Below are 12,780 nucleotides of genomic sequence, written 5' to 3' on the forward strand. Positions count from 1 at the left end.
TTCACTTCCTCGTTAATCTCCTTTCAGGCAGCTCGCATACTGGTTCGCCAGTTGGCTGAGGAACTGCGAATAGCTCGCTTTGCTCAACTGGATATTCGTTCCTAGCGGGTCAAGGGTCCCCATGCGCACGGATGTCCCCCTGGCCACGGCTTCTACGACCGCTGGCCTGAACTGTGGCTCAGCAAAAACGCATGTCGCTTTTTGCTCAACCAGCTGTGTTCTGATTTCATGTAAACGCTGCGCACCAGGTTGAATTTCAGGGTTGACGGTAAAGTGACCCAGCGGGGTCAAACCGTAGTGTTTTTCGTAATAGCCGTAGGCGTCATGAAAAACGAAATACCCTTTTCCTTTCAACGGTGCGAGCTCATTACCAACCTGCTTATCGGTTGCGGCTAATTGTGCCTCAAAATCCTTCAGGTTGGCGTCTAGTTTGGCTCGACTTTGCGGCATAAGTTCCACTAATTTGTCATGGATTGCAACCGCTGAAAGCCGCGCTATCTCTGGGGATAGCCAAAGATGCATGTTGTACTCGCCGTGATGGTGATCTCCATCACCTTTTTCACCGTCGGCAGCATGATGGTCATGTTCGTCGCCGTCGTCATCCGCCCCTTTCATGAGTAACGGTTTCACGCCGGGGAGGCCGGCAATCGCGACCTGTTTTTCACCCGCCACCTGTTTTGCTGACTTCTGCATAAACGCTTCCATTTCCGGACCGATCCAGACAACTAAGTCCGCGTTTTGTAAGCGTTTTACATCGGAAGGGCGCAGGGAATAATCATGCTCCGATGCACCATCCGGGAGCAGAACCTGGGTTTCTGTTACCCCGTCAGCAATGGCTGACGCGATGAACCCGAGCGGTTTAAGCGAAGCGACAACCGCAGCGTTAACATCTTGTGCGGTTGTACCCCAAAGGGCAGCGGATAATGCTGCGAAAAGAAGCGTATTTTTATGTAACATAATGCGACTAATCATCGTAGTGAATGCGTGGAATGTGATATTATAACATTCGTTGACTTCTTCAAGCTTAAAATGACATGACGACATTGGTTTCCCTTGAAAATATTTCGGTCTCATTTGGCCAGCGCCGCGTCCTCTCTGACGTGTCGCTCGATCTGAAGCCCGGCAAAATTCTGACGCTGCTCGGCCCCAATGGCGCAGGCAAATCCACTCTGGTACGTGTGGTGCTGGGTCTGGTCGCACCCGATGAAGGCGTGATCACGCGCGAGGAAAAATTGCGTATCGGCTATGTACCGCAAAAACTGCACCTCGACGCCACGCTGCCGCTGACGGTCAGCCGTTTCCTGCGCCTGCGTCCCGGCACGCGTAAAGCCGATATTCTCCCGGCGCTGAAGCGCGTGCAGGCGGGCCATCTTGTCGATGCGCCGCTGCAAAAACTGTCCGGCGGAGAAACGCAGCGCGTTTTGCTTGCCCGCGCGTTGCTCAGCAGCCCGCAGCTGCTGGTGCTGGATGAGCCGACGCAGGGTGTAGACGTCAACGGCCAGGTCGCGCTATACGACCTCATTGACCAGCTGCGACGGGAACTGAACTGCGCGGTGCTGATGGTATCCCACGACCTGCATCTGGTGATGGCAAAGACTGACGAAGTGCTGTGTCTTAACCACCATATCTGCTGCTCCGGCACGCCAGAAGTGGTCTCCATGCACCCGGAATTTATCTCCATGTTCGGCCCTCGCGGCGCTGAACAGCTCGGCATCTATCGCCATCATCATAATCATCGCCATGATTTGCAGGGACGAATCGTTCTGCGTCGGGGAAATGGACACTCATGATTGAACTGTTACTGCCCGGCTGGCTGGCCGGGATTATGCTTGCCTGCGCCGCGGGCCCGCTCGGCTCGTTTGTGGTGTGGCGCAGAATGTCTTACTTCGGTGATACCCTGGCGCACGCGTCCCTGTTGGGCGTGGCTTTTGGTCTGCTACTGAATGTCAACCCGTTCTACGCGGTGATTGTGGTTACGCTGCTGCTGGCGGCCGGTCTGGTCTGGCTGGAAAAGCGCCCTCACCTCGCCATCGATACCCTGCTTGGCATCATGGCGCACAGTGCCCTGTCGCTGGGCCTGGTGGTGGTCAGCCTGATGTCGAATATCCGCGTGGATCTGATGGCATACCTGTTCGGTGACCTGCTGGCCGTCACGCCAGACGATCTCATCGCTATCGCGATTGGCGTTGTGGTGGTCCTCGGCATTCTGCTCTGGCAGTGGCGTAACCTGCTGGCCATGACCGTCAGCCCGGACCTGGCGTTTGTCGACGGCGTGAAGCTGCAGCGCGTTAAGCTGCTGCTGATGCTGGTAACGGCGTTAACCATAGGCGTGGCGATGAAGTTTGTCGGCGCGCTGATTATTACCTCGCTGCTGATCATCCCTGCGGCTACGGCGCGTCGTTTTGCCCGTACGCCGGAGCAGATGGCCGGTGTGGCCGTGATTGTCGGAATGATCGCGGTAACGGGTGGACTCACCTTCTCGGCGTTCTATGACACGCCTGCCGGGCCGTCCGTGGTGCTGAGTGCGGCGGTGCTGTTTATCTTCAGTATGATGAAGAAGACCGCACAGTAGTGGGTATGTCCCCGGTGGCGCTTCGCTTACCGGGGCTAAAAATTATCGCTGCTTACGGCATTGCCGGTGGCGTAATGCCGAAATGATTCCACGCCCGCACCGTCGCCATACGTCCACGCGGTGTGCGCTGCAGGAAGCCCTGCTGGATCAGATACGGTTCAAGCACATCCTCAATGGTTTCACGCTCTTCCCCGATTGCCGCCGCCAGGTTATCCAGCCCGACCGGGCCGCCAAAGAACTTGTCCAGCACCGCCAGCAGCAGCTTGCGGTCCATGTAGTCAAAACCTTCGGCATCGACGTTCAGCATATCCAGCGCCTGCGCGGCGATCTCAGCGGAGATCGAACCGTTGTGCTTCACCTCAGCAAAGTCACGCACGCGGCGCAGCAGGCGGTTGGCGATACGCGGCGTACCACGGGAACGTTTCGCCACTTCAAACGCCCCCTCTTCGCTCATCTCCAGCCCCATATAGCGGGCGCTGCGGCCAACGATGTGCTGGAGGTCGGCCACCTGGTAAAACTCCAGACGCTGCACGATACCGAAGCGGTCGCGCAGTGGAGAGGTCAACGACCCGGCTCGCGTTGTTGCGCCAATCAGGGTAAACGGCGGCAGATCGATTTTGATGGAGCGTGCCGCCGGACCTTCACCAATCATGATATCCAGCTGATAATCTTCCATCGCCGGATAGAGCACCTCTTCCACCACCGGTGACAGACGGTGGATCTCATCGATAAACAGCACGTCATGCGGTTCGAGGTTGGTCAGCATGGCCGCCAAATCGCCCGCCTTCTCCAGCACCGGGCCGGAGGTGGTGCGCAGGTTTACGCCCATTTCATTAGCGACGATATTCGCCAGCGTGGTTTTGCCCAACCCCGGAGGGCCAAAAATCAGCAGGTGATCGAGCGCATCGCCGCGCAGTTTTGCCGCCTGGATAAAAATCTCCATCTGGGAACGAACCTGCGGCTGGCCAATGTACTCATCAAGCAGTTTTGGGCGAATCGCGCGATCCACCACATCCTCTGCCTGAACAGTGCCTGCCGAAACCAGGCGGTCTGCTTCAATCATCCTTTACCTCACAATGCAGCGCGCAGCGCTTCACGAATCAGGGTTTCACTGCTGGCGTCCGGTTTGGCAATTTTACTTACCATGCGGCTGGCCTCCTGAGGTTTATAGCCCAGCGCCACCAGCGCGGCAACCGCTTCCTGCTCGGCGTCATCATCCGTCGCAGGCGCGCCTGGGGAGGTCAGCACCAGATCGGCCGCCGGCGTGAAGAGATCGCCATGCAGGCCTTTGAAGCGGTCTTTCATCTCGACAATCAGGCGCTCTGCCGTTTTCTTACCAATGCCAGGAAGCTTAATCAGCGCCGCAGGATCTTCACGCTCAACGGCATTCACAAACTGTGGCGCGGACATGCCGGATAAGATCGCCAGCGCCAGCTTTGGCCCGACGCCGTTGGTTTTAATCAGCTCGCGGAACAGCGTGCGTTCCTGTTTGTTGTTGAAGCCGTACAGCAGTTGAGCATCTTCACGCACCACAAACTGAGTAAAGACGATCGCCTCTTTGCCCGCGTCCGGCAGCTCGTAGAAGCAGGTCATCGGCATATGGACTTCATAGCCCACGCCACCCACTTCCAGCAGCACTAACGGGGGTTGTTTTTCAATGATGATGCCTCTGAGTCTGCCTATCACGTGACGCTCCTGCGTTCTGGAAGAAATTAACTGCCGACATAATAAAAAAAGGCTGGATAAACATCCAGCCTGATTTGTCATTATCGTAACCTGCCTCGCGCCAGATTGAGCCGCGACTCGCTCATTTGCATCGCGTTCTGACTGACGTGACAGTGGGTAATCGCAATCGCCAGCGCATCCGCGGCGTCAGCCTGCGGGTTTGCAGGGAGCTTCAGCAGGGTCCGCACCATGTGCTGCACCTGACTTTTCTCCGCGCTACCGATGCCCACCACCGTCTGCTTGACCTGACGTGCCGCGTATTCAAATACCGGCAAATCCTGGTTTACCGCAGCCACGATGGCCACTCCGCGCGCCTGACCGAGCTTTAGCGCCGAATCGGCGTTTTTCGCCATAAAGACCTGCTCGATGGCGAAATAGTCCGGCTGAAACTGGGTGATGATCTCCGACACGCCCGCATAAATGAGCTTCAGGCGCGAAGGCAGATCGTCCACTTTGGTGCGAATACAGCCGCTGCCGAGGTAGGTTAACTGGCGTCCCACCTGACGGATAACGCCATACCCGGTGACGCGTGAGCCTGGGTCAATCCCGAGAATAATCGACATCACGCGTCTCCTGTAACGGATCTACACGCTCTCATTAGAGAGTCGCTGCAACCTCATCAGAGATTTCACCGTTGTGGTACACTTCCTGTACGTCGTCGCAGTCTTCGAGCATGTCGATCAGACGCAGCAGTTTTGGTGCGGTTTCCGCATCCATGTCCGCTTTGGTGGACGGAATCATGGAGACTTCCGCGTTGTCCGCTTTCAGGCCAGCCGCTTCCAGCGCATCGCGCACGGCACCCATCTCTTCCCACGCGGTGTAAACGTCGATAGCACCGTCGTCAAAGGTCACCACGTCTTCCGCACCGGCTTCCAGCGCCGCTTCCATGATCGCATCTTCGTCGCCTTTCTCGAAAGAGATGACGCCTTTTTTGCTGAACAGGTACGCAACGGAACCGTCAGTGCCCAGGTTGCCACCGGTCTTAGTGAAGGCGTGGCGCACTTCCGCAACGGTACGGTTACGGTTGTCGGACAGGCACTCAACCATTACCGCCGTACCGCCAGGACCGTAACCTTCATAGATGATGGTTTCCATGTTCGCGTCTTCATCGCCGCCCACGCCACGTGCGATAGCACGGTTCAGGGTGTCACGCGTCATGTTGTTGGACAGCGCTTTATCCACCGCCGCGCGCAGACGCGGGTTAGACGCCGGGTCACCGCCGCCCAGACGCGCTGCCGTCACCAGCTCGCGAATGATTTTGGTAAAGATCTTACCGCGCTTGGCATCCTGTGCCGCTTTGCGGTGTTTGGTGTTGGCCCACTTACTATGACCTGCCATAAAAAGTTCTCCAAAAATCGCGCCTTTTCAGGCTGCGTTAATTACAAATTCTTCAATCGCCTGCCGGTTGCTCCACGACTTGGTCAGTGCGGCGGCATCCGCCGCATTCACCCAGCGGTAGGTCAGGTGTTCGGTAAACACGATCTCCCGTTCATGGGGGAGCGCGAGACAGAACCACGATTCCGTATTGCGCTCGGTACCCGGCGCGTAGCGATGACGTAAATGGCTAAAAATTTCAAACTCCACCGTGCGCTGACAGTCCTTCAGGGTCAGTTGCTCGCGGGCAACGTCAATGGCGACCTCTTCCTTTACTTCACGCGCGGCGGCCTGCGGCGCGGTTTCCCCCTCTTCCAGACTGCCGGTAACCGACTGCCAGAATTCAGGGTCATCGCGCCGCTGCAACATCAGCACCCGCTTCGTGTCTTCTGCATAAATGACCACCAGGACCGAAACGGGGAGCTTATATGTCATATCAGTTTTTCTCTTCCTTCTTCACCACCTCAATGCCCAGCTCAGCCAGTGCGGCCGGGTTGGCAAAGCTTGGCGCTTCGGTCATCAGACACGCGGCGGCAGTGGTTTTCGGGAAGGCGATAACATCACGGATGTTATCGGTGCCGGTCAGCAGCATGGTCAGACGGTCAAGACCGAAAGCCAGACCCGCGTGCGGAGGCGTACCGTATTTCAGCGCGTCCAGCAGGAAGCCGAATTTCTCACGCTGCTCCTGTTCGTTGATGCCCAGGATGCCGAACACGGTCTGCTGCATTTCACCGCTGTGAATACGCACGGAACCGCCGCCCACTTCGTAGCCGTTAATGACCATATCGTAGGCGTTGGCGACCGCCTCTTCCGGTGCCGCTTTCAGCTCTGCCGCTGTCATCTCTTTTGGCGAGGTGAACGGGTGATGCATCGCGGTCAGGCCGCCTTCACCGTCGTCTTCAAACATTGGGAAGTCGATAACCCACAGCGGCGCCCATTTGCTCTCGTCGGTCAGGTTCAGGTCTTTGCCGAGCTTCAGACGCAGCGCGCCCATCGCATCCGCAACGACTTTCTTGTTGTCTGCACCGAAGAAGATCATGTCGCCGTCCTGCGCGCCGGTGCGCTCCAGGATCGCTTCCACGATGTCTGCGTTCAGGAATTTCGCGACCGGGCTGGTGATACCTTCCAGACCTTTCGCACGCTCGGTCACTTTAATATAGGCCAGACCTTTCGCGCCGTAGATCTTGATGAAGTTACCGTAGTCGTCGATCTGCTTACGGCTCAGAGCCGCGCCGCCCGGTACACGCAGCGCTGCTACGCGGCCTTTGGCGTCGTTAGCCGGGCCCGCGAATACCGCGAACTCCACGTTTTTAACCAGATCAGCTACGTCTACCAGCTCCATTGGGTTACGCAGGTCTGGTTTGTCAGAGCCATAGCGACGCTCGGCTTCCGCGAAGGTCATGATTGGGAAATCGCCCAGCTCAACGCCTTTCACGTCATTCCACAGGCTACGCACCAGGGCTTCCATCACTTCACGCACCTGCTCGGCGGTCATGAAGGAGGTTTCCACATCGATCTGGGTAAATTCAGGCTGGCGGTCAGCACGCAGGTCTTCGTCGCGGAAGCATTTCACGATCTGATAGTAGCGATCGAATCCGGACATCATCAGCAGCTGTTTGAACAGCTGTGGAGACTGCGGCAGCGCGTAGAACTTGCCTTTATGAACGCGGGATGGCACCAGGTAATCGCGCGCGCCTTCCGGCGTGGCTTTGGTCAGCATCGGGGTTTCGATATCGAGGAAACCGTGGTCATCCATAAAGCGACGCACCAGGCTGGTGATTTTCGCGCGGGTTTTCAGGCGCTGAGCCATTTCCGGGCGACGCAGATCGAGGTAGCGGTATTTCAGACGCGCTTCTTCGGTGTTGACGTGGTTGGAGTCCAGCGGCAGCGCTTCAGCACGGTTGATGATCGTCAGATCGGACGCCAGCACTTCAATGGCACCCGTCGCCATGTCGGCGTTAACGTTTTTCTCGTCACGCGCACGTACGGTGCCGGTGACCTGAATGCAGAACTCATTACGCAGCTCAGAGGCCAGCTTCAACGCATCTGCGCGATCCGGATCGAAGAACACCTGAACGATACCTTCGCGGTCGCGCATATCGATGAAGATAAGGCTACCAAGATCACGACGACGATTGACCCAACCACACAGGGTGACCTGCTGTCCGACGTGGGACTGACGCAGCTGCCCGCAATATTCTGTACGCATGAGATATCCCTTAATTAGCCGCAGGCTAAATGTCGCCTGGTATGCAGGCTACTATGTCGCAGCTTTCTGTATGTCACAACTGGATGAAAAAAGGCGGCTATTATACTGGAAATTCCGCCGGACGATAAGAGCGAACCACGGCCAGGCGGTCGTTTGCTGCACTCTTATTGCGCATTCTCACAAAAATTAACAAAATTATGCGACCAATAACAGGCCATCACGTCGTATGGTGTCTGGAAGTGATTAATTTAACGGGAGTAACGATGTTAACCCTTGATGCCAGAAAAACCGCGCTTGTAGTCATTGATTTACAGGAAGGCATTTTGCCCTTCGCCGGTGGCCCGCATACCGCGGACGATGTAGTCAGCCGCGCCGCCCGCCTGGCGGAAAAATGCCGCGCCAGCGGTGCCCCGGTTGTCATGGTGCGCGTCGGCTGGTCTGCAGATTACGCCGAAGCGTTAAAACAGCCCGTTGATGCGCAGGCACCCGCGCGAGCCCTGCCGGAAAACTGGTGGACGTACCCGGTCTCGCTTGGCAAACGCGACAGCGACATCGAAGTCACCAAACGCCAGTGGGGTGCCTTCTACGGCACCGATCTTGAGCTGCAGCTCCGCCGTCGCGGCATTGACACCATTATCCTGTGCGGTATTTCCACCAACATCGGCGTGGAGTCGACTGCCCGCAACGCGTGGGAGCTCGGTTTTAATCTGGTGATCGCCGAAGATGCCTGCAGCGCGGCCTCCGCGGAACAGCACCAGGGCAGCATGACCCACATCTTCCCGCGCATCGGCCGCGTGCGCAGCACGGATGAGATTGTCAGCGCGCTATGATGTATGTCGGTTTACCCCAGTGGTCGCACCCAAAATGGGTGCGCCTTGGCATCACCAGCCTTGAAGAGTATGCCCGACACTTCAACTGCGTCGAGGGTAACACTACCCTCTATGCGCTCCCGAAAGCCGAGATTGTTGCGCGCTGGCGGGAACAAACGACCGACGACTTCCGCTTCTGCTTCAAGTTTCCGGCGACCATTTCTCACCAGGCCGCGCTGCGAAACTGCGGTGAGTTGACCGACGAATTCTTTGCCCGGATGGCGCCTCTGGCAAACCGCATTGGCCAGTACTGGCTGCAGCTTCCGGCCGTCTTTGGCCCGCGCGACCTGCCCGCACTGTGGACATTTCTGGACGCCCTGCCCCGGGAGTTTACCTACGGCGTGGAAGTTCGACACCAGGACTTCTTTGCGAAGGGCGAAGCAGAAAAAGCGCTCAACCGCGGCCTTCTCGAGCGTTCCGTTAACCGGGTGATCCTCGATAGCCGTCCGGTGCACAGCGCGATACCGCACAGTGAGGCCATCATTGAGGCGCAGCGTAAAAAGCCAAAAGTGCCCGTTCATGCCGTGGTGACCGCGAAGAACCCAATGGTCAGGTTTATCGGCAGCGATAACATGCAGCAAAACCAGGCTCTGTTCGCCGTCTGGCTGGAAAAACTGGCCTCGTGGGAACACACCACCACGCCGTATCTCTTTTTGCACACGCCGGATATTGCCCAGGCCCCCGAACTGGTCGATGCTCTGTGGCAGGCCTTGCAGACTGCGGTGCCGTCCGTGGGCTGCGCCCCTTCCATCCCACAACAATCTTCTCTTTTCTGATATCACCCCCTATCATAGTGAAGTGCCATCTGCCAAAAACAGGGAGTTTGTATGGTCAGCGCGCTGTATGCGGTGTTAGGTGCATTACTGCTGATTAAATTTTCATTTGATGTTGTGCGCCTCAGAACGCTCTACCGCGTCTCCTACGGTGACGGCGGATTTTCCGAGCTGCAAAGCGCAATCCGCATTCACGGCAATGCGGTCGAATACATCCCCGCGGCCTTAATCCTGCTGCTGTTTATGGAGATGAATGGCGCAGAAACCTGGATGGTGCACATCTGTGGCCTGCTGCTTATCGCTGGCCGCCTGATGCACTATTACGGTTTTCACCACCGCTTAATCCGCTGGCGTCGTTCCGGCATGAGTGCGACCTGGTGTTCACTTTTGCTGATGGTGCTGGCTAATCTGTGGTATATGCCGTGGGAGTTGGTTTTCTCCCTCCATTAGCGCACAATACGCCACTTTATTTTTCCCGGATTTTTACGTTATGTCAGATCGCGACACGCTTTTTTCCGCGCCTATCGCCAGCCTGGGCGACTGGACCTTCGATGAACGGGTAGCCGAAGTCTTCCCGGATATGATCCAGCGCTCTGTTCCCGGTTATTCCAATATTATCTCTATGATCGGCATGCTGGCTGAGCGCTTCGTTCAACCCGGCACGCAGGTCTATGACCTGGGCTGCTCGCTCGGCGCGGCAACGCTGTCGGTTCGTCGTAACGTTCACCACGAAGGCTGCCGAATCATAGCCGTCGATAACTCCCCGGCGATGGTTGAACGCTGCCGTCGCCATATTGACGCCTACAAAGCCCCTGTGCCTGTGGACGTGGTGGAAGGCGATATCCGCGAGATTGAGATCACTAACGCGTCCATGGTCGTGCTGAATTTCACGCTGCAGTTTCTGGTGCCGGAAGACCGCCAATTGCTGCTGGACAAAATTTATCAGGGGCTAAATCCTGGCGGCGCGCTGGTGCTCTCAGAGAAATTCAGCTTTGAAGATGCCGAGGTTGGCGAGCTGCTGTTCAATATGCACCACGATTTCAAGCGTGCGAACGGCTACAGCGAGCTGGAGATCAGCCAGAAGCGCAGTATGCTCGAAAACGTGATGCTGACGGACTCCGTAGAAACCCACAAGGCGCGCCTGCGTCAGGCCGGATTTGAGCATAGCGAACTGTGGTTCCAGTGCTTCAACTTTGGTTCGCTGGTGGCGCTGAAAGCGGGGAAACCGGCATGATCGAGTTCAGTAACTTCTATCAGCTGATTGCCAAAAATCACCTCTCCCACTGGCTGGAGACGCTGCCTGCGCAGATTGCCGCCTGGCAGCGCGATCAGCAGCACGGCCTGTTAAAGCAGTGGGCGAATGCGGTGGAGTTTCTGCCCGAGCTGACCCCGCATCGTCTGGATCTCCTGCACAGCGTCACCGCAGAGAGTGAAGAACCGCTTCCGCCAGGGCAGATAAACCGCATCGAAACGCTGATGCGCAACCTGATGCCGTGGCGCAAAGGGCCGTTCTCGCTGTACGGCGTGAACATCAATACCGAATGGCGCTCAGACTGGAAATGGGATCGCGTTCTGCCCCACCTTTCCGACCTGACCGGGCGCACCATTCTGGACGTGGGCTGCGGCAGCGGTTACCACATGTGGCGCATGATTGGCGCGGGTGCGCATCTGGCGGTGGGTATTGACCCGATGCAGCTGTTCCTGTGCCAGTTTGAAGCGGTACGTAAGCTGCTGGGTAACGACCAGCGCGCCCACCTGCTGCCGCTGGGTATTGAGCAACTGCCCGCTCTGAAAGCATTTGATACCGTGTTCTCCATGGGCGTGCTGTACCACCGTCGTTCCCCGCTGGAGCACCTGTGGCAACTGAAAGATCAGCTGGTCAGCGGCGGCGAGCTGGTGCTGGAAACGTTGGTCATCGAAGGCGATGAACATGCCGTTCTGGTGCCGGGCGATCGCTACGCGCAGATGCGCAACGTTTACTTCATCCCTTCCGCGCTGGCGCTGAAGAACTGGCTGGAGAAATGCGGGTTTGTGGACGTGCGGATTGCCGATGTCAGCGTGACCTCAATCGAAGAGCAGCGCCGCACTGACTGGATGATCACCGAATCGCTGGAGCAGTTCCTCGACCCGACCGATCACAGCAAAACCATTGAAGGCTATCCGGCGCCGATGCGTGCGGTGCTGATAGCGACGAAGCCGTAGCCTGTTAGCCGGGTGGCGGCTGCGCCTTACCCGGCCTACGCGTCGCACGTTTTCTCCAAAATAGTTCAAGTTGCAGCAAGGCGGCAACGCAGCGAATCCCCGGGAGCTTACATCAGTAAGTGACCGGGGTGAGCGAGGCGGCCAACGCGGCTGCGGCTTGAAATATGAAGGAGAAAAAAAGGCCCCTGTGTAATTTGCAGGGGCCTGGTACAAGCAAGCATCATATTGGGCGACATGATGCGCGGTAAAAATCGGTACGTTGCTACACGTGATGGCGCTCAATCAGCGACTTCATTTCCGCAACCGACTCTCCCTCGACACCGTAGCGTGAATACTCATCCGCTTCAGCATCCGTCGACATAGACAATCCTGTATTGCGATAACGCATGGGTGACGGCATCCATTTGCCTGCCGAGCTGTGCAGCTCTTTTACCCCGGCGTTTAAAAACAGTTCCAGATTGCTGGCACGGACTCCCGCACCCGCCATTATTATTGGAGCGCGGGAATGTGCGTTTAGTTCCGTAATTAATTGCATTCCTTTTTCTGCGGACGCCTGTTGACCCGAGGTCAGAACGCGTGTCACGCCAAGTTCTCCAAGCGATTCAAAGGCCTGAAGCGGGTCTTTACACATATCAAATGCGCGATGAAACGTGACGGCCAGCCCCTTCGCGGCGCTCATGACCTGACGCATGCGCGGGAGGTCGATATTACCGTCTTCATCCAGCAGGCCGGTGACCAGCCCCGGGAACCCCAGGTCGCGAACGAGGGCGATGTCTTCAAGCATGGCACCGAACTCGCCCGCCGTGTAACAAAAATCACCGCCGCGCGGACGAATAATCGGGTGAACGGGAATGGTGACGGCCTGACGGGCGGCCCTCAGCACACCGTAAGAAGGCGTCAGCCCGCCCTCTTTGGGTGCCGCACACAGTTCAATGCGGTCAGCCCCGTGTTTTTGCGCGGTGACGGCGCACTCCACGCTGTAACAGCAAATCTCCAGCAGCGCCATTTAATCCTCCTTTACTCCCACCAAACGCGCCATCATGACATGCCGTACGC

General features: G+C 57.3%; 15 protein-coding genes. 7 read left to right on the forward strand and 8 right to left on the reverse strand.

The genetic code is table 11. The features are described from left to right. Positions 1-12: 12 nt before the first annotated feature. Entirely contained in the window at positions 13-957 is a 945-nt protein-coding gene (gene znuA / locus ABFV38_RS13460) for a zinc ABC transporter substrate-binding protein ZnuA (RefSeq protein WP_235403179.1), read from the reverse strand. A gap of 77 nt (positions 958-1,034) precedes the next feature. Here znuA and znuC point away from each other — a divergent pair, with 77 nt between their 5' ends. After that, positions 1,035-1,790, forward strand: coding sequence for a zinc ABC transporter ATP-binding protein ZnuC (znuC, locus tag ABFV38_RS13465; RefSeq protein ID WP_048029425.1), 756 nt, complete (start codon positions 1,035-1,037; stop codon positions 1,788-1,790). Beyond that, positions 1,787-2,572 carry a zinc ABC transporter permease subunit ZnuB gene (gene znuB, locus ABFV38_RS13470; RefSeq protein WP_048029424.1) on the forward strand — a complete coding sequence of 262 codons (786 nt, stop codon included), beginning with the start codon at positions 1,787-1,789 and terminating at the stop codon, positions 2,570-2,572. The genes znuC and znuB overlap by 4 nt, the downstream gene beginning before the upstream one ends. Positions 2,573-2,624: 52 nt before the next feature. On the opposite strand, the gene ruvB is transcribed toward znuB, so the two are convergent. The 6 genes from ruvB to aspS form a co-directional block, all read right to left on the reverse strand. Then, positions 2,625-3,635: a Holliday junction branch migration DNA helicase RuvB gene (ruvB, locus tag ABFV38_RS13475; protein ID WP_008500449.1), complete on the reverse strand. Its 1,011-nt coding sequence runs from the start codon at positions 3,633-3,635 to the stop codon at positions 2,625-2,627. A gap of 8 nt (positions 3,636-3,643) precedes the next feature. After that, complete coding sequence (gene ruvA, locus ABFV38_RS13480) at positions 3,644-4,258, reverse strand: Holliday junction branch migration protein RuvA (protein WP_023617042.1); 615 nt, start codon at positions 4,256-4,258, stop codon at positions 3,644-3,646. An 80-nt stretch (positions 4,259-4,338) separates the two neighbouring features. Beyond that, the gene (ruvC, locus tag ABFV38_RS13485; protein WP_003859749.1) at positions 4,339-4,860 is read right to left on the reverse strand and encodes a crossover junction endodeoxyribonuclease RuvC; all 522 of its coding nucleotides are present in this window, start codon (positions 4,858-4,860) and stop codon (positions 4,339-4,341) included. Between the two features lie 34 nt (positions 4,861-4,894). Further along, the gene (locus tag ABFV38_RS13490) at positions 4,895-5,635 is read right to left on the reverse strand and encodes a YebC/PmpR family DNA-binding transcriptional regulator (RefSeq protein WP_008500447.1); all 741 of its coding nucleotides are present in this window, start codon (positions 5,633-5,635) and stop codon (positions 4,895-4,897) included. Between the two features lie 27 nt (positions 5,636-5,662). After that, entirely contained in the window at positions 5,663-6,106 is a 444-nt protein-coding gene (gene nudB, locus ABFV38_RS13495) for a dihydroneopterin triphosphate diphosphatase (RefSeq protein WP_008500446.1), read from the reverse strand. 1 nt (position 6,107) lies between these two features. After that, a complete protein-coding gene (aspS, locus tag ABFV38_RS13500; RefSeq protein WP_032675040.1) occupies positions 6,108-7,880 on the reverse strand; it encodes an aspartate--tRNA ligase in 1,773 nt (590 codons plus the stop codon). 263 nt (positions 7,881-8,143) lie between these two features. On the opposite strand from aspS, the gene ABFV38_RS13505 reads away from it, so the two are divergent. From ABFV38_RS13505 to cmoB, 5 genes are read left to right on the forward strand one after another with little or no spacing between them, the layout of a single operon-like run. Then, positions 8,144-8,710: a hydrolase gene (locus tag ABFV38_RS13505; protein ID WP_045908206.1), complete on the forward strand. Its 567-nt coding sequence runs from the start codon at positions 8,144-8,146 to the stop codon at positions 8,708-8,710. After that, positions 8,707-9,525, forward strand: a complete 819-nt coding sequence (locus tag ABFV38_RS13510; RefSeq protein WP_229226073.1) for a DUF72 domain-containing protein — start codon at positions 8,707-8,709, stop codon at positions 9,523-9,525. Before ABFV38_RS13505 ends, ABFV38_RS13510 begins: the two co-directional genes overlap by 4 nt. Before the next feature lie 51 nt (positions 9,526-9,576). After that, complete coding sequence (locus ABFV38_RS13515; protein ID WP_021240443.1) at positions 9,577-9,972, forward strand: MAPEG family protein; 396 nt, start codon at positions 9,577-9,579, stop codon at positions 9,970-9,972. A 40-nt stretch (positions 9,973-10,012) separates the two neighbouring features. Then, on the forward strand, positions 10,013-10,756 hold the full coding sequence (gene cmoA, locus ABFV38_RS13520; protein WP_045908204.1) for a carboxy-S-adenosyl-L-methionine synthase CmoA: 744 nt from the start codon (positions 10,013-10,015) through the stop codon (positions 10,754-10,756). Continuing rightward, positions 10,753-11,724 (forward strand): tRNA 5-methoxyuridine(34)/uridine 5-oxyacetic acid(34) synthase CmoB, encoded by a 972-nt coding sequence (cmoB, locus tag ABFV38_RS13525; RefSeq protein WP_235403163.1) that lies wholly within the window; start codon positions 10,753-10,755, stop codon positions 11,722-11,724. The genes cmoA and cmoB overlap by 4 nt, the downstream gene beginning before the upstream one ends. 262 nt (positions 11,725-11,986) lie before the next feature. On the opposite strand, the gene cutC is transcribed toward cmoB, so the two are convergent. Continuing rightward, entirely contained in the window at positions 11,987-12,730 is a 744-nt protein-coding gene (gene cutC, locus ABFV38_RS13530; protein ID WP_348957419.1) for a copper homeostasis protein CutC, read from the reverse strand. Positions 12,731-12,780 lie beyond the last annotated feature (50 nt).

The organism is Enterobacter cloacae complex sp. Mu1197, assembly GCF_040059225.1.
GTDB lineage: Bacteria > Pseudomonadota > Gammaproteobacteria > Enterobacterales > Enterobacteriaceae > Enterobacter > Enterobacter quasiroggenkampii.

Excerpts from the sequence above, each read along its gene's own strand:
- znuA (WP_235403179.1), bottom strand. The coding sequence starts at position 957 with ATGTTACATAAAAATACGCTTCTTTTCGCAGCATTATCCGCTGCCCTT.
- znuC (WP_048029425.1), top strand. The coding sequence starts at position 1,035 with ATGACGACATTGGTTTCCCTTGAAAATATTTCGGTCTCATTTGGCCAG.
- znuB (WP_048029424.1), top strand. The coding sequence starts at position 1,787 with ATGATTGAACTGTTACTGCCCGGCTGGCTGGCCGGGATTATGCTTGCC.
- ruvB (WP_008500449.1), bottom strand. The coding sequence starts at position 3,635 with ATGATTGAAGCAGACCGCCTGGTTTCGGCAGGCACTGTTCAGGCAGAG.
- ruvC (WP_003859749.1), bottom strand. The coding sequence starts at position 4,860 with ATGTCGATTATTCTCGGGATTGACCCAGGCTCACGCGTCACCGGGTAT.
- ABFV38_RS13490 (WP_008500447.1), bottom strand. The coding sequence starts at position 5,635 with ATGGCAGGTCATAGTAAGTGGGCCAACACCAAACACCGCAAAGCGGCA.
- nudB (WP_008500446.1), bottom strand. The coding sequence starts at position 6,106 with ATGACATATAAGCTCCCCGTTTCGGTCCTGGTGGTCATTTATGCAGAA.
- aspS (WP_032675040.1), bottom strand. The coding sequence starts at position 7,880 with ATGCGTACAGAATATTGCGGGCAGCTGCGTCAGTCCCACGTCGGACAG.
- ABFV38_RS13505 (WP_045908206.1), top strand. The coding sequence starts at position 8,144 with ATGTTAACCCTTGATGCCAGAAAAACCGCGCTTGTAGTCATTGATTTA.
- ABFV38_RS13510 (WP_229226073.1), top strand. The coding sequence starts at position 8,707 with ATGATGTATGTCGGTTTACCCCAGTGGTCGCACCCAAAATGGGTGCGC.
- ABFV38_RS13515 (WP_021240443.1), top strand. The coding sequence starts at position 9,577 with ATGGTCAGCGCGCTGTATGCGGTGTTAGGTGCATTACTGCTGATTAAA.
- cmoA (WP_045908204.1), top strand. The coding sequence starts at position 10,013 with ATGTCAGATCGCGACACGCTTTTTTCCGCGCCTATCGCCAGCCTGGGC.
- cmoB (WP_235403163.1), top strand. The coding sequence starts at position 10,753 with ATGATCGAGTTCAGTAACTTCTATCAGCTGATTGCCAAAAATCACCTC.
- cutC (WP_348957419.1), bottom strand. The coding sequence starts at position 12,730 with ATGGCGCTGCTGGAGATTTGCTGTTACAGCGTGGAGTGCGCCGTCACC.